Here is a 19,738-nt window from a genome sequence, read left to right on the forward strand (position 1 = left end):
AAGAGCGGCTTGCTGTTATTCAGGCAACACATTCCATATTAGATGGCCTTATCAAGCCACGAATCCGGGACCGTTTTGTACACATTAATCGCTTTGGACAGCTCTTTGAGCATTTCCTCCGTACATTTGCCGGCGCCCTGCTTGATCACTTGAACCTCAACATCCTTCTTGCCCCACTCTTTATACACCTGCTTCGTTGTTGGGAAGTACAGGTCAATTTTGTTTCCTTTGATCGCCGATCCGGTATCTGCAACAATTCCGTAACCGTAACCGGGAATATACAAAATGGAGCCCATGGGAAACAGCTTCGGATCTGCAGCAATGGTCGAGACCGTTTCCTTATCCCGGCGCACCTTCACACCGGAATATGTAATGCCGTATTGAGGATGCTTTGGTGTTTTGCCTGTCGATTCAACACCTGCTGTGTATCCCGTTGCAGTTACTTTTTTCGTGCCCAAAATTTGTTCCGAGCGCGGCGCCAGCACTGGCATGGCCGGATCAAGCACTCGTTTCTCCGTCAGATCAGGCTTTGGCAGCATAATCGGCTGCGGAGACCACATTAAAGCCATGTATACTAAACTCGTTAACTGGGCCTCGTCCGTATACAACGGTTGAGCCTGGCCTAATCTGGCTGTCCGCTCCAATGCTGCACCTCGGGTCAATTCATGACCTTTATCCGTTTGCATGGGCTGTACATGCAGAATGGTGCTTTCCTCTTCAAATATATAGGCCTGCGCCTGACTGAAACTCATTAGAATGCCGGCAAAAACAAAACAGCACATGATGATGAACCTGTTCTCATTTACATTTGAAATATACTTTTTCATATTCATGGTATAACCTCCCCCTCACTTGCAAAGGGTTACCAAAAAACATGTATTCTATACCCTGTCCCATCTACAGCACATCATGACACGTCAAAAAAACCGTCTGATCCACGCTGGGGAACACCCCCGCTTCTCAGACGGCTTCTGTTTGATTTTGGAAAACAGCTTTCTATATCACGCTTGCTTCACAAGGCATTAAACTTGTCTTGAAGCAATTTCCTCTTTCAACTGGGCAACGATCTCGTCTACAAGCTTCATGCCCAGATCACCTTCACCGCGTTTACGAACGGATACCGAAGCAGCATTTTTCTCGTTCTCGCCCACAACGAACATGTAAGGCATTTTCTCAAGCTGCGCTTCACGGATTTTGTAACCCAGCTTCTCGTTGCGGAGATCCGCTTCAGCCGAAATGCCTGCACGTTTCAGCTTCGCTTCCACTTCACGCGCATACTCGTCGTAGTTGCCGGATACCGGAATGACTTTGGCCTGTACAGGAGACAGCCAGAGCGGGAATGCCCCTGCGAAGTTCTCCAGCAAAAATGCAGTGAAACGCTCCATTGTACTGATTACACCGCGGTGAATAACAACTGGACGATGCTTCTGTCCATCATCACCGACATATTCAAGTTCAAAGCGCTCAGGCAGCAAGAAATCCAGTTGAACCGTAGACAATGTTTCTTCTTTACCCAATGCTGTTTTGATCTGAACATCGAGCTTCGGACCATAGAATGCCGCTTCGCCCTCAGCTTCATAGAACGGAAGATCCAGCTCTTCTACAACCTCACGCAGCATACGCTGGGACATCTCCCACATCTCATCGTTCTGGAAGTACTTCTCGGTATCCTTCGGATCACGGTAAGACAGACGGAAACGGTATTCATGAATACCAAAGTCTTTATATACCGTCTGGATCAACTCAATGACACGCGCGAACTCTTCCTTGATTTGATCTGGACGTGCAAAGATATGTGAATCGTTCAATGTCATTGCACGCACACGATGCAGACCTGTTAGCGCTCCTGACATTTCATAACGATGCATCATACCAAGCTCGGCAATACGGATCGGCAGATCACGATAGCTGTGCATGTTGGATTTGTACACCATCATGTGGTGAGGGCAGTTCATCGGACGAAGAACCAGCTCTTCGTTATCCATGATCATTTTCGGGAACATATCCTCCTGATAGTGCTCCCAGTGACCGGAAGTTTTGTACAGCTCAACATTACCCAGAACCGGAGTATATACGTGCTGGTATCCAAGGCTTTCCTCCAAGTCTACAATGTAACGCTCCAAGGTACGGCGCAGCTTGGCACCGTTTGGCAACCAGATGGGCAAGCCTTGACCTACGAGCTGGGAGAATGTGAACATTTCAAGCTCTTTACCCAGTTTGCGGTGATCACGCTTACGCGCTTCCTCCAGGAAGTGCAGATGCTCGTCAAGCTGTGCTTTTTTCACAAAAGCCGTGCCGTAGACACGTTGCAGCATTTTGTTCTTGCTGTCTCCACGCCAGTAAGCTCCAGCTACATTCATCAGCTTGAACACTTTAATTTTGCTTGTGGATGGCACGTGTGGTCCACGGCACAAGTCGAAAAATTCGCCTTGCTCATAGATGGTAATCACGCTGTCCTCCGGCAAAGCGTTGATCAATTCGAGCTTGTACGGGTCCCCAACTTCATTGAAGATGTTGATGGCTTCCGCACGGCTGACCTCCTTGCGCACGATAGGCAGATTTTCATTCACGATACGTTCCATTTCCTTTTCGATCTTCTGAAGATCTTCCGGGTTCAACGGATGTTCAAGGTCCATATCATAATAGAAGCCATCTTCGATTACGGGTCCTACGCCCAGATGAACCTCTTTGTTTCCGTACAGACGTTTAACCGCCTGAGCCAGCAAGTGTGCCGTACTATGACGCATCACTTCAAGACCTTCCGGGGAATCCAGCGTAACGATCTCCACTAGCGCGCCTTCATGGATTGGAGTAGATAAATCCACTACTATCCCATCCAGCTTGCCTGCCGCCGCATTTTTACGAAGACCGCTACTGATCGAAGCGGCTACATCCTCAATACTGCTGCCGTCGGCGTACTCACGTACCGAACCATCCGGTAATTTAATATTAACTGCCATTTGTCCCATTCCTCCTGTAAAATAAACATCGTCCACATTCATTATGTTTCATTTCGGACTTAGTCATCTAATGCGTCTGCCGATGCCTAGCATAACGACAGGAACGCAAAAAACACCCGTCCCGGTCAAGGGACGAGTGTTATACTCGTGGTTCCACCCTAATTCAGCTGATCGCTCCTGTAACAGGAATGCAGCCCTCATTGGCATGGTATAACGGGCATGACCCGGCAGATCCTTACTCACAAAACACGCCAATCCACTAGGATGGTGGACTAATCCGGTTTTATTTTCAAAATTGCAGCTCCAAAGGGGTAAACCATACGTGATATCCGAAGGAAATTTCAGCCCAGTTTCCTCTCTCTGCACCGATCAGGCATGTGGCTCTTGTCTTTGTCATCGCTTTTGCTTATCAAGTTCATTGGGTTATAGCTTTCCGCGATCGAATTACGGATCAACAGTTATTATAATTGCCAAGATCGCTTGCGTCAAGACCTGTCAGCAATCCCGAGCGCAGCACTTCACACTCAGGACATTGATGGCATATCTCGACCTTGTCCTCGAAAATCTGGCATATCGTGGAGATGATAGGCAGCTCGGGTGTGCTGGTATGCAGCATGACCTTTTCCGGGGATATCGAAATCAGCGTACTCACAATCATATCTTCAATATCCATCTCCAGCTCAATACCTGGCATCTCTACAACTACCTGCTCCTCCTTCTTGACAGGCAGCAGGTTTAATCCTGCATCAAGCACCTGAAACTCATGTTTGTCTTTATGGATCAGGTGGATCAAGGGAACTTTGGTCTCCTGAAAAAACACAAAATATTTAAGCAGGCCCATGAACTCTTCGTACTGTCGATCCATCCAGAACTCATCCAGTGCGTATTCCACTAGCTCCTGAAGCTCCTGCCTGTAGGAACGAATACGAAAATTCATCAAACCTTCTAATGGAAAAAAGTGAACCTCCTCCAGATCCTGACGCAAACTTTTGGCCAGTGTTTCACGGCGACGCTCGCGAAGACCAGGCTGATCAAGATCACCGTTCAGCAGCAGTGGCATACAGATCCGATGAACCTTCTCCACTTCGTGCTCATCCATAACTGAACATGTTTTGGCGATCATATCCTCTACAATACTTCGTTCGTACGTCTCCATAATAAAATCCGCAATGCCAAGAGATAACAGATCACTGATGCGCGGAAGCCATTCCTGAAAATGCTCGTGATTTTCATTGCCCCTGCACATCCAGACTGCTCTGCCATCTTTATGTTTGAAGCTGAGACGAAATCCTCTTTTGCTTATATGTAAACCTTTAATTTTTTCCTTGATGCACTGACAAAAGCGATCTGCCTCCACCTGTCCAGACACATCGGTCCATACTGCAAACAGTTCCATTCAAATCACTCCTTTCCTTTCTCTTCAAAGTATATGGCAAGGCCTACAGGGATATACGAAGCGGTTTGATGGAAAGGGTGTCATGATTTCTCAGCATAAAAGAAGGAATTCGGAGAATAGCCTGAAGTTATCGTTTTATGAACACTTGCATGAATGGTTTGGAGTTAAGACAAAAATGTGTTATTATTTTTATAACAGTATGTTTCACGGAAGGAGGGAAGCCAAAAATGAGATTACATCCAAGACTGCTTCAACACGCTCTTATCATCATTTTATGCGTTTTTCAAGCGCTGTGCTTCCCTATTCCAATGCAGTCTGAATCTGCCGTTGGTGTATCCGTTGATGTCACTTCAAATAAAGAAGTGCTCGAAGTACTTGTTCAAATACCCGAGGTACAGTACAAACCTGTCATTCGCAAAAATTCACAAGTTATGTCCAAGCTTGCTCCTGCAACACAGACCAAGCCTGTATTTCTTGTCCTCGCACTCTTCCTTTTGTTGCGAATTCCCACAACGGGTCTGTCTTTTAAACCGTGGTATTGTTTGTTCAAGCGCAGATTATTTCTGCTTCCCATCAAATTTACCAGTATGTATCTATCCCTCACTCCGATGGCACCCAAATACGCCTGCGCTCGATAAGAGCCTGTTTGCCGTATTGTAGCGGATGCCTGCGCATGGAGTCACCTCTTTGAGAAGACGGTGTTCTCGTGCATAACTTACAACCCTTTATGTGAACGTTACATTTGAAACACATCTTGATACAAAGCACACAGTGACAACTTTTATTTTGCTATACCTTAATTTGCAAACTATTCCCTTTTTACATCATACATTCGGCTGCGTCAGGAATTACTGGCTCTGTTTCCCCGCACCATTTGATGTTCCGCTTGAGCAGCAGATGATCTCAACTCGGGAAGCCAAGCCTTCCTTCTATGGCCAGCCTCAACCACTAAGGAGGCATACTATCCATGGATGTACGCGAAACAGATTTGCCGGGAATCGGCAAGAAATTTCAGATTGAAACAAGCAGCGGTGACAAAATCGTTATCATTATCCACGACGATGGACGCCGGGAGATGTATCATTTTGAATATGAAGATCCAGATCAAAGCATCTCCATGATTACGCTGGATGACAATGAAGCCAGACAGATTGCAGCAATCGTAGGTGGACTGACCTATAAACCAAAACAACTTGAAAATATTGAAGTAACCTTTGACGACCTTATCATCGAGTGGTACAAAATCGAAGCATCGTTTGGATGCATTGGCAAATCCATTGGCGAATTGAATGTACGTCAAAACTCTGGCGCAACGGTCATTGCCGTTGTGGAGAAAAATCACAAAAAACACATCAGCCCAGGTCCGGAGGTTGTGATTAGCGCAGATTCCACGGTTGTTGCCGTTGGCGAACGCAACCAGCAGAAACTTTTCAAGTCCCTCCTCCTGACAGGAAGGGGGTAACTCGATGGATCATTTGATTTTTGAAGTGGGTCTGGCACTCGTACTCATTGCAGCAGCCGGCCTTTTATCCGCAAAATTAAGATTTTCGGTTGTACCCTTTTATATTCTGATCGGTATGGCCGTGGGGCCACATGCGATGCAAATTTGGCATCTGGACTTCCGTTTCATTGAAAGTCAACCATTTATTGATTTTATGGGCCGTATCGGTATCCTGTTCCTGCTGTTCTATCTGGGGCTGGAATTCTCAGTAGGCCGTCTAGTCAAGTCGGGCCGCTCCATTGTAGTCGGCGGCTCGATCTATATCGGAATTAACTTTACATTGGGATTAGTCTTTGGTTTCGCCTCCGGCTTCCCGGCAGCTGAAGCTCTTGTGATTGCAGGGATTACAACGATCTCATCCAGTGCGATTGTCGCCAAGGTGCTGGTAGATCTGAAACGAACTGCGAATCCGGAAACGGAAATGATTTTGGGTATCATTATGTTCGAGGATGTCTTCCTCGCGGTATATATTTCCATCCTGTCCGGACTTGTGCTCAGCGATTCTTCTTCCATTGGAGGCGTAATCCTGTCTGCATTGATCGCTCTTGGCTTCATGCTGATTGTTATCATTATCGGCCGTAAAGCTACACCGCTCCTGAATAAATTGCTCAAAATCCGTTCCAACGAGCTATTTTCACTTGTTGTGTTCGGTGCATTATTCCTGGTCGCCGGCTTCTCTGAAACGATCCATGTTGCAGAAGCAATCGGTGCTTTGCTGGTCGGTCTTGTGCTTGCCGAAACCGAGCATGCGAAACGGATTGAACATCTGATCCTGCCATTCCGTGATTTCTTCGGAGCAATCTTCTTCTTCAGCTTTGGACTCTCTATTGACCCGTTGTCTCTGGGTGGTGAGGCGGTATGGCTGGCATTGATTGCCGTTGTGATCACATTGTTCGGTAACTTTCTTGCAGGCATGCTGGCTGGAAGAAGTGCAGGTCTATCCCCCAAAGCATCTGCTAATATCGGATTAACTATCGTATCTCGCGGAGAGTTTTCAATCATTATGGCAAACATGGGTAAAGCGGGTGGACTGTTACCTTTACTTCAGCCGTTTGCTGCACTGTATGTGTTGATTCTGGCTATACTCGGACCACTGTTAACTAAAGAATCCAAACATGTATTTAATTTATTGAATAAAATATTTAAGTTCAAAGATGCACGCAAAAAGAAAGAGGAACCTAAAGTTCTGCAGAAAGAAGGATAATTCCTATGTCTGTACAGAGCAAACAGTTAAACGAATCAAGTAACTGAGCGGCTGCACGCCGAACTTTCTGTGAACACCCCAGGGAGAAGGGCTCGAAAGCCGCACATAAGGAGGATGACCTGTGAAAGCACCTCTGATATCGGCTAACCCGACGCCACGCACTGCCAAGAAGACCAGCATATCGCCTTCACGCCACTGGTTGAACCTGCTTCTGGTCATTGTGGGCGGGATTCTGGCCTCCGTGGGACTTGAATTGTTTCTGCACCCCAATAAAATTATTATTGGCGGCATAACGGGAATCTCTTCCCTTTTCGCGCATTGGACTGAGCTTCGAATCGGATTATTCCTGTTTCTATTCAACGTTCCGTTTATATTTTTATCGTACAAAATGGTAAAGAAAAAATTTGTATTGGTTACTGTTCTGGGTCTGGTTGTCTTTTCGATCGGTGCCATTGTGCTACATCCCATGCCGCCGCTCGTCGAGCATCCCCTGGTTGCTGCCATGTTTGGCGGGTTAAGCCTGGGGCTCGGAATCGGGCTGGTTGTTCGGTATGGTGGGACACTGGATACGCTGGAAATCGGTGATCCGTCCTCCCGACCGCCTGAACGTGTCTTTAGCGGGAAACGGATGCTTATCGAAAAAATAATCATGCTGCTTAACCTGATCATCCTGACAGCTGCTGGTGTTGTTTTTGGCTGGGATCAGGCCATGTATTCTGTCATCGCTTATCTGATTGCCTATGAAATGGTGTACCTTGCATTCCGTGGATTCTCGACGAAACGCAGCGTATGCATTCTAACCACACAAAGCACTCAGGTTGAAAAGGCTGTGCGTAAGCGGCTGCGAAGGCAACCTCGAACGCTCCCGACTGCAGAGTTCACCCCGCTCGCCGAAGCGGAAAGCTGGTTTGGTCAGATTCCAGGAGCCCTTTATTACGAGGTGCATTTCCTGGAGATGATCTGGCTGAAAACGATTGTTCGTCACATTGACCCACACGCTGGAATTGTAGCGAATCCAGAGAAATAACATTGTACGGAGCAGAAAACACAGGCACTATAACAAAACGCTCTCTTCCCTTGTAAGCATGTGGATGTAATATCCATCATTCATTACTTGGGAAGAGAGCGTTCTTTTGTTTTTTAACCCGCTGTATATTTAAATCATATAAAATTATAATTCAACAATAGCCTTTACCACCTGAGTTTCGGGCAACAGCCAGGTATCCATCGCAGAGGGCAACTCATCAAATGCCGCCCGATGTGTAACATAGCCGTCCATGCTTATTTTTTTGCTACGAAGCGTGGAGAGTACTTGTTCAAAATCTTCGCGTGTTGCATTCCGGCTCCCCAGCATACTCATCTCCCGTTTGTGAAACTCCGGGTCATGGAACGTAATATCAGCTTTAACCAGACCAACAAAGATTAACTGCCCGCCATGTGCAACGTACGGAATAGCTCCGTTCATGGAATGCACATTGCCTGTAGCATCAAATACGGCTGTTGCATAATCGCCGTCCGTGATCTCGGACACGCGCTGCAGTGCCTGATCATCCGCCTGCACGATCTCATCTACCCCGGCCCATGTTCGGCTGAGCTCCAGCCTGTCCAGATTACGGTCTACCGCAATAACGTAAGCACCTGCCTGCTTGGCAAAAGCCATCACACCGAGTCCGATAGGCCCCGCACCAATGACCACTACACGTTCACCCGGCTGGAGTGAGGCTCTGCGAACGGCATGTGCTCCAATGCTGAGCGGCTCCACCATTGCTGTCTCATCCAGCGTTAGACCATCTGCCTTCAGCAGATGAGTTACTGGCACCGTAATGCGTTCTCTCATGCCTCCATCCACATGTACTCCCATCACCTGCATTGATGCGCAGCAGTTTGTCTTGCCTGAACGACACGCAATACAATGTCCGCAGTGCAGATAAGGGATAATGCTGACTTGATCACCAGGCTGCAGCCCAGCGTCATTCGGGCCAATCTCTTCTATAATACCGGCCAACTCATGCCCAAGTACCCGCGGATACGTAAAAAACGGCTGATTGCCCTTGTACGCATGCAGGTCTGTACCGCAAATGCCGATACGCTGAATCGCTACCAGTGCCTCTCCTTCAGCTCTTTCTGGCAGCGGCAGCTCCTTCAGCACCAAACGATCTATTTCTTCACATACGATAGCTCTCATTGCTTTTCCTCCTTGGATGCATTCGACGTTGAATTCAAGCTCGTATTATACATTGCAAGTCCACTTGACCATGTTTCATTGTTCAACGGGGCCAGCATGCGTAACACCTCTTCCAAAAGCTGATGATCCATCGGCTCTTCAATCCAGCTCGCATTATTAACGATGTTACGCTGACTTGCACTGCTCACCAGCGTTGTCGGAATCCGTTCGTTAGCTGTGGAAAATTGCACTGCCAGCTTGGCGATATCGCTGCCCTGCTCCTCGCAGAAGCGAGCAGCCTTCAGACAGAGCTCTTTCACCCGTTCACCCGCCGGGTGCCATGCTGGGGTCCCACGAGTGCTAAGCAGCCCCATCGAGAGAGGTGAAGCGTTTACAAGTCCAACCCCTTTAGCGTCCAGCAGAGGCAGAAGGGACAACAATGACGTATCATTCAAGGCATAATGACAATAAGAAATAATAGCATCTGCCTGAACCTGCGGTAGCATCTGTTCGAACAATGGCAGCGGTAATCCACAGATGCCAGCATAACGAATAATGCCTTTTTCTTTGAGCTCCAGCAGTGTTGGGAAAGCCTCTTCAATGATAATCTCAGGCTCAACAAACTCAATATCATGCAAAAATAAAATATCCAAATAATCGGTATGCAGACGAGACAGGCTTTCCTGCACACTATCCAGAATACGTTTACGTGAAAAATCAAACTCATTCTCACCGTAACGACCAGCTTTGGTAGATAACATATACGAGCTGCGAGGCAAGCTTCGGATTGCCTCACCGAGCACCGTCTCTGCCTTGGTCAACCCATAATACGGCGAAACGTCTATATAATTCATGCCTGCATCCACGGCAGCATGAACGGTGCGAATGCCTTCATCCCGATCAATATCACGAAATACAGAGCCAAGCGACGATGCCCCAAAACTCAAAACAGGTACGTCCAGCGATGTCATTCCCAGTTTTCTTTTTTTCATTCGTTCGTTCCTCCCAGCAGGTTTTACTACACAACTGTCCCTTCATTGTATCAGTTAAAAATCTATATAACATATCGTCAAATGCGTAATATGTACTGTTTGATGATCTACATTTCCACTGTATTTTATATTTTGTCCTATCAAAAAAGGACAAATCAGGATTAACCCGATTTGTCCCTTGGTTATGAATCGACGTTCATTTTATAATCCGAACGTAATGATACAAGTGATACAAGCCTGTTTTGATATAAAATGCGATTAGTTCTGCATTACAAAATCTTTAGGCACACTGCTTTCTTCGTCAAACATGCGCAGAATCTCATAACGAGTATTACGCTGCGCCGGAATATAACCTGCCTCGCGAATAAGACGCAGAATAGATTCGATGTTTACTTTGTACGTTGCGCCTGCTGAGGACACTACATTCTCCTCAATCATCGTGCTGCCAAAGTCATTACATCCGAATTCAAGCGATTTTTTACCAATCTCGGGACCCATCGTTACCCAGGAAGATTGAATGTTTTTGATATTGTCCAGCACCAGACGGCTGATTGCTACGGTTTTCAAATATTCTTCCGGAGTTTGACGCTCCAGCTTGAGGTTTGTATTATCCGGCTGGAAAGTCCACGGAATGAAGGCCAGGAAACCTTCGGAATCATACTTGTTCGCAATGCATTCATCCTGCGCGTCACGAACACGTATCAGATGCAGTGCGCGCTCCTCCATGGATTCTCCGAGACCAATAACCATCGTTGCGGATGTATTCATCCCGATCCGGTGAGCCGTCTGCATCACGTCCATCCAGTCGCGCCATGAACCCTTCAAACGGCTGATTTTGCGGCGTGTACGGTCATCCAGAATTTCGGCACCACCGCCTGGCAAGGAATCAAGTCCAGCCTCGTGAATAGCACGTACAACCTCTTCCAGTGTAAGACCATCGGATACTTCAACCATTTTCATAATCTCGGCTGGCGAGAAGGAGTGCATCGTGATATTCGGGAAACGTTCCTTGATGGCTTTCAACAGGTCTGTATAATAACTGAAGGGCAGATTAGGATTGGTTCCCCCCTGCATCAGAATTTCCGTGCCGTTAACGTCCTCTGTCTCCTGAATCTTCTGGAAAATCACTTCATCTGGCAATACATAGCCTTCTTCAGAACCAGGTCTGCGATAGAAAGCACAAAAACGGCAGTATACGTCACATACATTCGTGTAGTTAACGTTACGCCCGATTACAAAGGTTCTGTATGGTTCAGGGTGCATACGCTTCATGATGACATTGGCAGCTGCCCCGATTTTGTCCACTTCGTCGGATTCAAATAACTGAATCGTGTCTTCCAGGTCCAAGCGTTCGCCCCGAAGGGCTTTATCTAAGATACGGTCCACCGTACTCATCGTAAAAAGCCTCCCTCATGAAGAGAAAATATTACGACGCTCCATCCGGCTTGTTTGCAGTAAGCAACTTCTGTCGGCAACATCGTAATTTTGTACTCCACATATCGTAACACAGGTTACATGTGAAAAAAAGCACCTTATACAAAGGTGCTTTAAAAATCATTAAAATTTTACATATCAACTCAAGTTTCTGTTCAAAAGAGTATTGCTTCAATATATTCTATTTCTTTAACCTTACTCAGCCTCCAGAGCCTGCTCCAGATCAGCAATCAGATCATCAATATCCTCAAGCCCCACCGAGAAACGCAGCAATCCATCGGTGATCCCACGCTCATGCCGGACCTCCGCTGGCATAGCCGCATGTGACATCATGGTAGGATAAGAAAGAATACTTTCAACCGCCCCCAGACTTACAGCAACAATCGGCAGCTTCACGCGGTTCAGCACCGCTTTGGCACGTTCCCCGGAACCTACGTCAAAAGAAACAACCGCTCCGTAGCCACTAGACTGACGCTCATGTGCTTCGCGGCCCGGGTGATCCTCAAGTCCAGGGTAGTAAACAGCCGTTATATCCGTACGACCTTTGAGCCAGGTTGCCAGTTTGGATGTACTCTGTTCACTGTGAGCCATACGTGCACCTAGTGTTTTCATACCCCGCATCAGCAGCCAGGATTCCTGAGCTCCAAGCACTGTACCCAATCCATTTTGCAATTGCTTCAGTTGTCTGCCCAGCTCATCTGTACGTGCAACAGCCAGTCCCGCCAGGACATCACTATGCCCGCCTAGAAACTTCGTAGCACTATGCACAACGATATCCACACCAAACTCAATCGGACGCTGATAATACGGGGTCATAAATGTGTTGTCCAGAATCGTAATCAGTTGGTGCTCCTTCGACCAAGATGTTACAGCTGCAATATCCGTAATCTTTAACGTCGGATTGGAAGGTGTCTCCATATAAACCGCTTTGGTGTTTGGTTTAAGAGCTGCCTTGACTTCCTCGATATTCGTCATATCTACAAATGTAGTTTCAATCTGCATGCGGCTAAGAATGGTCGTCAGCAAGCGATAAGTGCCTCCGTATACATCCTCGGTAACGATGATATGATCTCCTGCGGAGAACATCATAAATACACTGGAGATCGCAGCCATACCTGATGAATAGGCAAAGCCGCGCACCCCGCCTTCCAGTAAAGCGATGTAATCCTCCAAGGCTTGACGAGTAGGATTACCTGAACGACTGTAGTCATGCTGTGGCGGATTGAAAATATCAAAGTGGTGGAACGTAGATGCCTGATAAATCGGCACGCTGGACGCGCCGGTTGTCTGGTCAATCTCGTCCCCGAAATGAAGCAGCTTTGTCTCAAACTTCAATCCCGTTTCCGGTTTCTTGCGGTTTGCATCACTCATGAGATTACGCCTCCTTCGACTTCCTGCTGCGCTGCCAGCAACGCTTGATTCAGATCGGCAATCAGATCTTCCGCATGTTCAATTCCGACTGAGAAACGAAGCAGACAGTCATCTACACCTACAGCTTCACGAATCTCCAGTGGAATATCGGCATGAGTCTGCACCGCCGGGTAAGTCATGAGGGATTCAACACCGCCAAGGCTTTCGGCAAACGCAATCAATTGAATGTGACGAAGCACGGGCTCTACATAACGGGCATCCTTTACTTTAAATGAGAAGATACCCGTATTGCCGGAGGATTGCTTCTGCTGAATCTCATACCCCGGATGATCGGATAATCCGGGGTGAAACACTTCCGCCACAGCGGGATGCTCCAGCAGGAATCTGGCTATGGTTAGCGCATTATATTCGTGGCGCTCCATCCGAAGCGCAAGAGTCTTCATGCCTTTCATCAATTGATAGGAATCGCTCGGCGATAACACCGCACCAATAGAGTTATGAAGGAAAGCCATTTCCGCCGACAAAGCCTCGCCTTTGGTAATAATAAGTCCAGCGAGCACATCATTATGTCCGCCCAGATACTTGGTTGCACTGTGTACAATAATGTCTGCGCCAAGTTCAATCGGACGCTGGAAGAACGGCGTGAGCAAGGTGTTGTCCACAATTGTCAGCAGGTCATGGCTCTTGGCCCAGGTAGCTACGGCTTGTACGTCCGTGATCATCATGAGCGGGTTGGTTGGGGTCTCAATGAACACAGCTTTGGTATTCGGCTGGTACAACTTCTCCAGCGCTTCCAGATCATTGGTATCCACATAACTTGCCGTTACGCCAAAGCGAGAAAGAATTCGTTCCAGAAGACGGTACGTACCGCCGTATAGGTCAAGGGAAACAATCAGATGATCCCCTTGACTGAACATCGCAAAGATGGTTTGTAATGCTGCCATACCTGAGCTACAGGCAAAGCCTGCATCACCGGATTCCAGAGCAGCCGCAGCTTCCTCAAGCACTTTACGAGTTGGGTTCGTTGTACGAATATAATCAAAGCCCGTGCTTTGTCCCAGCTTCGGGTGGCGAAACGCAGTGGATTGATAAATCGGAAAGTTAACGGCTCCTGTACCCGGTTCGTTGATGGAACCGATCTGAGCTAAACGGCTTTCAATCTTCAACTTGTTATCTTCCATTACTACATCCTCCTGTTATTACGATTAGATTTGCGGACCAATATCGTAAGGCGTTTCCTGATACACATAGTAATTGAGCCAGTTAGAGAATAATAAGTTAGCGTGAGCACGCCATGTAGCTGGAGGTATGCGGGACGGATCATCGTTCGGATAATAATGCTTAGGAAGTGCTATATCCAATCCTTTAGCTACATCACGGTCATATTCCCATTTTAAAGAAAACGGATCATATTCGGCATGTCCTGTAGCGAAAATTTGCTTCCCATCCCTGGTCGCTACCAGAAATACACCTGCTTCCTCGGATTCAGCTAAAATTTCCAGGTTGTCATTTTTCTCAATATCTTCACGTCTTATCTCGGTATGACGAGAGTGAGGCACATTGAACACTTCATCGAATCCACGCAACAGCGGCACATGGGATTTGTTGATCGTATGCGGGAATACCCCGAAGCATTTTTCATCCAGCGGAACTTTAGGTACATCAAAATGGTGGTATAAACCTGCCTGGGATGCCCAACAGATATGCATGGTCGAAGTTACGTTGGTTTTGGTCCATTCAAAAATTTCCTGAATCTCTTTCCAATAGTTAACGTCCTCAAAGTCCATTTGCTCCACCGGTGCCCCCGTAATAATCATACCGTCAAAACGGCGGTGCTGGATCTCATCAAATGTTTTGTAGAACAGATCAAGATATTCCTGGGACGTATTCTTGGATGTATGGGATTTGGGATGCACAAGCACCACATCTACCTGAATCGGGGTATTCCCCACCAGACGCAGCAATTGTGTTTCGGTGGTCTCCTTGGTAGGCATCAGATTCAGAATAGCAATGCGTAGCGGACGAATATCCTGCTTGTATGCGGACGATTCGTCCATGACAAAGATATTCTCCCCTTCAAGCACTTCTTTAGCTGGTAGTGTGTCCGGAATTTTAATTGGCATGGTGAGTTGATTCCTCCTTAGTCGTCATAGTTCACATTTGCTGCGAAAATCACTGCTGAGAAGTTGGGGCATACAACAAAGACCTCTCTCGGATTCCGAGAAAGGTCATATGTAAACAGATATGCGCCTCTCTCATCTCTCAGTTACAACAGCACCCCGAGGATGCTTGGTCGCTGCAAGAATTAGCACCGTGCGGTATATCGCCGGTTGCCGGGTTTCATCGGGCTAGTCCCTCCACCTACTCTTGATAAGATTTCGCTTTATTCAATTATAATTCAAATTTATTAACTTTTACTTTAAAACATTCAGGCCCTTACGTCAAGATGAAGTTAGGTGTTTCCAGAGGCGAGTGCGGAACCGTTTATTCTCCGCGATCATACACTGCCTCAGAGCGCGAAATAGACACATTTTGCGCTTGAAAGCACTCTGGACCAGCGGTATACTAGACAAGTGTTTATAAGCCCTTATGTGAGAGGTGACATATTAAATGGATGGCGACCCGAGGACCAATTGGCAGTCGATTTCCGAACAACTGCATAGAGAATTGACATCAGCATCGGCAGCGGGCCGCTTCTTCCGTTTGATTATAAATTAAACGCAAACAAGCGGAGCCCTGTACATCTGGCTTCGCTGCCGGCCGGCTGATCTGTTCTTTTGCGCCCATATTAATGATAATATCCGCCAAGATGGCGGGTGCAGAAGGAGTAGATAACATGAAAATCCGGTTGGTTAATAACGGTGTATTTATTCCGGTGGATGATATCCAGCAAGCGCTGACTCCACCGACAGAAGGCTTTTATTGGATTGATGCAGACGTGGATGATCTGGCTGTGCTGCAGCCGCTTTTCTCCATGCATGATCTGGCTGTAGAGGACTGCTTGAGTGATGAGGAGCAGCGTCCAAAGATCGAAATTTATGAAAATCATTATTTTATCGTGATCAACAGCATTCGTTTTGATGATGAAGAGATTTTTCTGCGGGCAGTCAACCTGTTTCTCGGCAGACATTTCATTATCAGTGTGACGAAGCAGAAGGTCAGCGAATTACGGATGCTGAAGCCGATCCTCTGGGAACAGGAGATCAGCAGCCCCGATCGCTTTCTTTATTTGCTGGTTGACTTGATTGTAGATAACTATTTCACCGTGGGTGATCGAATTGAAGCCCGCATTGAGAAGCTTGAAGAAGACATTTTGATGCACACCAAGAAATCACATCTGAATGAAATTATCGGTCTTCGAAGTGAAATCTTGTGGTTGAAAAAGGTGCTTGGACCTCAGAAAGAGGTTATCAACACCCTGAATAAAAAAGATCTGCGTCTCATTGATGATCAATTGCAAAAATACTTCAGTGACATTTATGAAAATGCCGTAAAAATCTCGGAAACGTTCGAAACGTACCGCGACCTGATGGGCAACTTGCGAGAAGCCTACCAATCCAGTATCGCAAACCGTGCGAATGAGATCATGCGTGTGTTTACCGCCATTACGACCGTCTTCATGCCGCTGACCGTGATTACCGGAATATACGGGATGAACTTTGATAATATGCCTGAGCTGCACTGGAAATACGGCTATTACGCCGTGATTGGCCTGATGATTACGCTGGGCCTGACGATGTTCTTTATTTTCCGCAAAAAGGACTGGATTTGAAATGAAGACGAAGCGCCCCTTCCAGGGAACGACTTCGTCTTTTTGGTATGTGTTTTTCCAAGCGTTCCGAGCTAAACAGCATTACGCTCCGTTTCCACATGCCTGCGAAAACGGATGCGAATCATGCGCAATCGTTCATACACCTGCTCAAGACTTCCTGCTTCCGGGCGCTCTCCTCCGTAAACTTTATGTAAGACAGGCTTCAGGAACGTATCGCCCAATTCCTCATATGCACTCCATACCGCCTCTTGTTCCACCTCCGGCATAACGGCCAGCTCTACATCCAGCAAAGAGTCTGTATCGTAACCCTCCAGATCCAGCGTCTCCAGCAGTTCAATTAGCTCACGACGGGATAAGCCCGAGCGATTCACAATCTCTTCCAACGTCTGCCCCTCCTTCATGCCCTGTAGCACATGTTTGCGTGTGAGGAATTTATCCAGCTCCTGCTTATATTTCTGCTCCTTTTGTTTATACAACCAGCTTTCGTACTCCTCTTCCTTTAATACGGTATACACCCAATCCAGCGGAAACGATCTGGAACGCTCGATTGCACTTGTCATTTCCAGCCATTCGGCTCCGTACTCCGATGCCTTGCTCTCCCCCACACCAGGCAACTGCATGAGTTCATCCATCGTATGCGGTACAAAAGCGCTGATCAGCCGAAGCAGTCGATTGGTGGCTACAAAATAAGGAGCTTTCCGGTCACTTGCAGCCTTCTGCCGACGCCATGTACACAGATCCTCATATAATTGCTCATTCCCGTACAGTTCGCTAAAACAATGCAGTCGTTGCCCGGCATAGCTGCGTAGCTTCATCTCATCATTCTCATGATACAATCCATGCAGCAATGGACGATACCCTTCGCTCATCTGCATCGCAAGCTGATAACGATAAATATGCAGTAATTCTTCCCATGACGTTCCTTCATACCAGATCGTATCCTCACGATCCCCGGCCTCATACCGGCTCCAGCCCAGATGCCATGTGCTCTCCTCCTCTCCAATCCACACCTGGGCTAACTCCTCATGCTGATCTGATGTTCTGGATAACCGGTTCATAAAAATGACTTCCATGCGTAGTCCCCTCCCTATAATGTCCCAGCATGTTCGATTAACAAAGCACGGGCTGTTCCCATACAACGCAAAAAAACACCCCTCCTGCAGAAATGCTGCAAGAGAGGTGCTTCCTCATTAACCGTACTATGCTGTTGCAACTATCATAACCAAAATGGTAAAATTCGTCAATCCCTGTAATGACTTATTTGGACAATGCCAATTTTGCCAGAGCAAGTGAGCCACATAATCCTGCATTGTCTCCCAAGCCGGGTGGCACTACATACTGATCAATTCCGGCATGAAGAGACGGATGCTGCACATACCCGGCCAGCAGTTCCTGCAATTTACTGCGAACCATCGGGAACAGGTGCTCCTGCTTCATAACACCGCCACCCATTACAATTTTCTCTGGAGACAGAATCAATACATAATTCATCAGTGCATGTGCAAGATAATGCGCCTCCATCTCCCATGCTTTGTGATCTGCCGGCAGTTCATATGCAGGCTGCCCCCAACGCTTGTTAATTGCCGGACCTGCGGCAAGACCTTCAAGGCAATCTCCATGATACGGACAAAAGCCCTCGTAAGTATCCTCTGGATGTCTGCGCACAATGATATGCCCCATCTCGGGATGGGACAATCCATGAACCATTTTCCCACTAACAACAGCTCCCGCACCAATACCCGTACCTACCGTTATATACAGACAGCTATCAAGTCCCTGAGCAGCTCCCCAAGTCGCTTCCCCCAGAGCAGCACCATTTACATCGGTATCAAACGTCATGGGTACATCAAAATGTTCCTTGAGTTTGCCAATGATGTTGTACTGTCCCCAGTGTGGCTTAGGTGTTGTTGTGATATATCCATATGTTGGACTTCCTTCAATCGGATCAATTGGACCAAATGAACCTACACCCAGCGCCTCAATTCCTTTGCCTTCAAAAAAAGCAATAACTTGTGCCATCGTTTCCTCCGGCGTAGTTGTAGGAAAGCTTACTCGCTCCAACACCTCTCCTTGCTCCGTACCAATGCCGCATACAAATTTGGTTCCGCCTGCTTCAATTGCACCTAAAACTGTCATGTTTGCTTCACTCCCAGGTTGGTTTAATGTCTAGCGCTGTTGCTTCGGGCATTGAATGATTCGTAGCTTCAAATGCCGACTTGCGGACTTGAGTCTCCGTTACTTCCCAGCTTGTTCAGTCGCTTGAGCAGCGTCTGTCTCCAGCTTTCCGAAAGTGCAGGTAGGGCGAGCAGCATCTGAATCCCCTCAACATTCTGCTTTCCCTGATGCATAATTCGATTTGCTTCAAGGACGGTCATCGAGGAAGGATCGGTGTGTATTTTTCTGAACTGAGATCCCAGAGCAACTTGCCCTTCCTGCAACACTCGAAAATAAAAGCCCGTATGTCCACTTTCTTGAAAATAAACGGGCAGCTCCTTATAGTCATACCTTGCTCCCAGCTTAAAGCATGGCTGCCTAGGTTGACTGACCTGCATCTGTGCATCGCCTAATTGAAATATATCTCCAATCCGTACCTCTTCTTCAGCACAGCCTGTGACCGTAAGATTCTCTCCAAAAGCTCCCCAGTTCAGCTTGCGATTCATCAACCGTTCAAGTACAGCATAACGACTGTAATCGTATACACAAACTGCCTTGTCAGGCCCACCGTGATGAACAAGGTCGGCCTGCGCATCCCCTGACATTCCAGTGAATGAGAGGAATACCGGTGTGGAGACAGGATGCTTCATGATACCGCTCAGCACCTCATGTTTCTGACCCGGTAACGGTCTAGGCTGCCCTACGTTAATGGCCAGAACCGCTGTGCTCTCCTTTTCTGTGATCAGATCGGATTCAGGTTTCAATCGCATCATACCTCCTCTGCAGATAT

General features: G+C 47.3%; 17 protein-coding genes and 1 riboswitch. Of the genes, 5 read left to right on the top strand and 12 right to left on the bottom strand.

The genetic code is table 11. The features are described 5' to 3' along the window. Positions 1-38: 38 nt before the first annotated feature. The 3 genes from DFQ00_RS30060 to DFQ00_RS02875 all read right to left on the bottom strand — a co-directional run bounded on the left by DFQ00_RS30060 (position 39) and on the right by DFQ00_RS02875 (position 4,356). Positions 39-833 carry a 3D domain-containing protein gene (locus tag DFQ00_RS30060; protein WP_279630383.1) on the bottom strand — a complete coding sequence of 265 codons (795 nt, stop codon included), beginning with the start codon at positions 831-833 and terminating at the stop codon, positions 39-41. Between the two features lie 189 nt (positions 834-1,022). Beyond that, positions 1,023-2,960 (bottom strand): threonine--tRNA ligase, encoded by a 1,938-nt coding sequence (thrS, locus tag DFQ00_RS02870; protein ID WP_110893922.1) that lies wholly within the window; start codon positions 2,958-2,960, stop codon positions 1,023-1,025. Positions 2,961-3,411: 451 nt separating this feature from the next. After that, positions 3,412-4,356, bottom strand: a complete 945-nt coding sequence (locus DFQ00_RS02875) for a putative sporulation protein YtxC (RefSeq protein WP_110893924.1) — start codon at positions 4,354-4,356, stop codon at positions 3,412-3,414. A gap of 227 nt (positions 4,357-4,583) precedes the next feature. Here DFQ00_RS02875 and DFQ00_RS02880 point away from each other — a divergent pair, with 227 nt between their 5' ends. The 4 genes from DFQ00_RS02880 to DFQ00_RS02895 all read left to right on the top strand — a co-directional run bounded on the left by DFQ00_RS02880 (position 4,584) and on the right by DFQ00_RS02895 (position 8,088). After that, a complete protein-coding gene (locus DFQ00_RS02880; protein WP_110893925.1) occupies positions 4,584-4,994 on the top strand; it encodes a hypothetical protein in 411 nt (136 codons plus the stop codon). A 329-nt stretch (positions 4,995-5,323) separates the two neighbouring features. Continuing rightward, on the top strand, positions 5,324-5,818 hold the full coding sequence (locus DFQ00_RS02885; protein WP_110893927.1) for a cation:proton antiporter regulatory subunit: 495 nt from the start codon (positions 5,324-5,326) through the stop codon (positions 5,816-5,818). 4 nt (positions 5,819-5,822) lie between these two features. Further along, positions 5,823-7,061 carry a cation:proton antiporter gene (locus tag DFQ00_RS02890; protein WP_110893929.1) on the top strand — a complete coding sequence of 413 codons (1,239 nt, stop codon included), beginning with the start codon at positions 5,823-5,825 and terminating at the stop codon, positions 7,059-7,061. Positions 7,062-7,182: 121 nt separating this feature from the next. After that, positions 7,183-8,088 (top strand): YitT family protein, encoded by a 906-nt coding sequence (locus DFQ00_RS02895; protein WP_110893931.1) that lies wholly within the window; start codon positions 7,183-7,185, stop codon positions 8,086-8,088. Between the two features lie 144 nt (positions 8,089-8,232). Here DFQ00_RS02895 and DFQ00_RS02900 read toward each other — a convergent pair whose 3' ends face one another. From DFQ00_RS02900 to metA, 6 genes are all read right to left on the bottom strand, one after another. Beyond that, positions 8,233-9,246 carry a zinc-binding alcohol dehydrogenase family protein gene (locus tag DFQ00_RS02900; protein ID WP_110893933.1) on the bottom strand — a complete coding sequence of 338 codons (1,014 nt, stop codon included), beginning with the start codon at positions 9,244-9,246 and terminating at the stop codon, positions 8,233-8,235. Then, entirely contained in the window at positions 9,243-10,217 is a 975-nt protein-coding gene (locus tag DFQ00_RS02905; protein ID WP_110893935.1) for an aldo/keto reductase, read from the bottom strand. The genes DFQ00_RS02900 and DFQ00_RS02905 overlap by 4 nt, the downstream gene beginning before the upstream one ends. 258 nt (positions 10,218-10,475) lie before the next feature. Next, positions 10,476-11,612 (bottom strand): cyclic dehypoxanthinyl futalosine synthase, encoded by a 1,137-nt coding sequence (mqnC, locus tag DFQ00_RS02910; protein WP_110893937.1) that lies wholly within the window; start codon positions 11,610-11,612, stop codon positions 10,476-10,478. Positions 11,613-11,846: 234 nt separating this feature from the next. Beyond that, positions 11,847-13,022: a trans-sulfuration enzyme family protein gene (locus DFQ00_RS02915; RefSeq protein WP_110893939.1), complete on the bottom strand. Its 1,176-nt coding sequence runs from the start codon at positions 13,020-13,022 to the stop codon at positions 11,847-11,849. Then, entirely contained in the window at positions 13,019-14,203 is a 1,185-nt protein-coding gene (locus tag DFQ00_RS02920; RefSeq protein WP_110893942.1) for an aminotransferase class I/II-fold pyridoxal phosphate-dependent enzyme, read from the bottom strand. Before DFQ00_RS02920 ends, DFQ00_RS02915 begins: the two co-directional genes overlap by 4 nt. Before the next feature lie 24 nt (positions 14,204-14,227). Further along, entirely contained in the window at positions 14,228-15,145 is a 918-nt protein-coding gene (metA, locus tag DFQ00_RS02925) for a homoserine O-acetyltransferase MetA (protein ID WP_110893944.1), read from the bottom strand. A gap of 129 nt (positions 15,146-15,274) precedes the next feature. Then, a riboswitch (SAM riboswitch) is annotated at positions 15,275-15,399 on the bottom strand. A 459-nt stretch (positions 15,400-15,858) separates the two neighbouring features. On the opposite strand from metA, the gene corA reads away from it, so the two are divergent. Beyond that, complete coding sequence (corA, locus tag DFQ00_RS02930) at positions 15,859-16,794, top strand: magnesium/cobalt transporter CorA (protein WP_110893946.1); 936 nt, start codon at positions 15,859-15,861, stop codon at positions 16,792-16,794. A 71-nt stretch (positions 16,795-16,865) separates the two neighbouring features. On the opposite strand, the gene DFQ00_RS02935 is transcribed toward corA, so the two are convergent. From DFQ00_RS02935 to DFQ00_RS02945, 3 genes are all read right to left on the bottom strand, one after another. Then, positions 16,866-17,867, bottom strand: a complete 1,002-nt coding sequence (locus DFQ00_RS02935; protein ID WP_110893948.1) for an HRDC domain-containing protein — start codon at positions 17,865-17,867, stop codon at positions 16,866-16,868. Between the two features lie 184 nt (positions 17,868-18,051). Then, positions 18,052-18,930, bottom strand: a complete 879-nt coding sequence (locus tag DFQ00_RS02940; RefSeq protein WP_110893950.1) for an ROK family protein — start codon at positions 18,928-18,930, stop codon at positions 18,052-18,054. Positions 18,931-18,998: 68 nt separating this feature from the next. After that, a complete protein-coding gene (locus DFQ00_RS02945; protein WP_244213665.1) occupies positions 18,999-19,712 on the bottom strand; it encodes an MOSC domain-containing protein in 714 nt (237 codons plus the stop codon). Between the last annotated feature and the right edge of the window lie 26 nt (positions 19,713-19,738).

Source organism: Paenibacillus barcinonensis, from assembly GCF_003217495.1.
Taxonomy (GTDB): domain Bacteria; phylum Bacillota; class Bacilli; order Paenibacillales; family Paenibacillaceae; genus Paenibacillus; species Paenibacillus barcinonensis.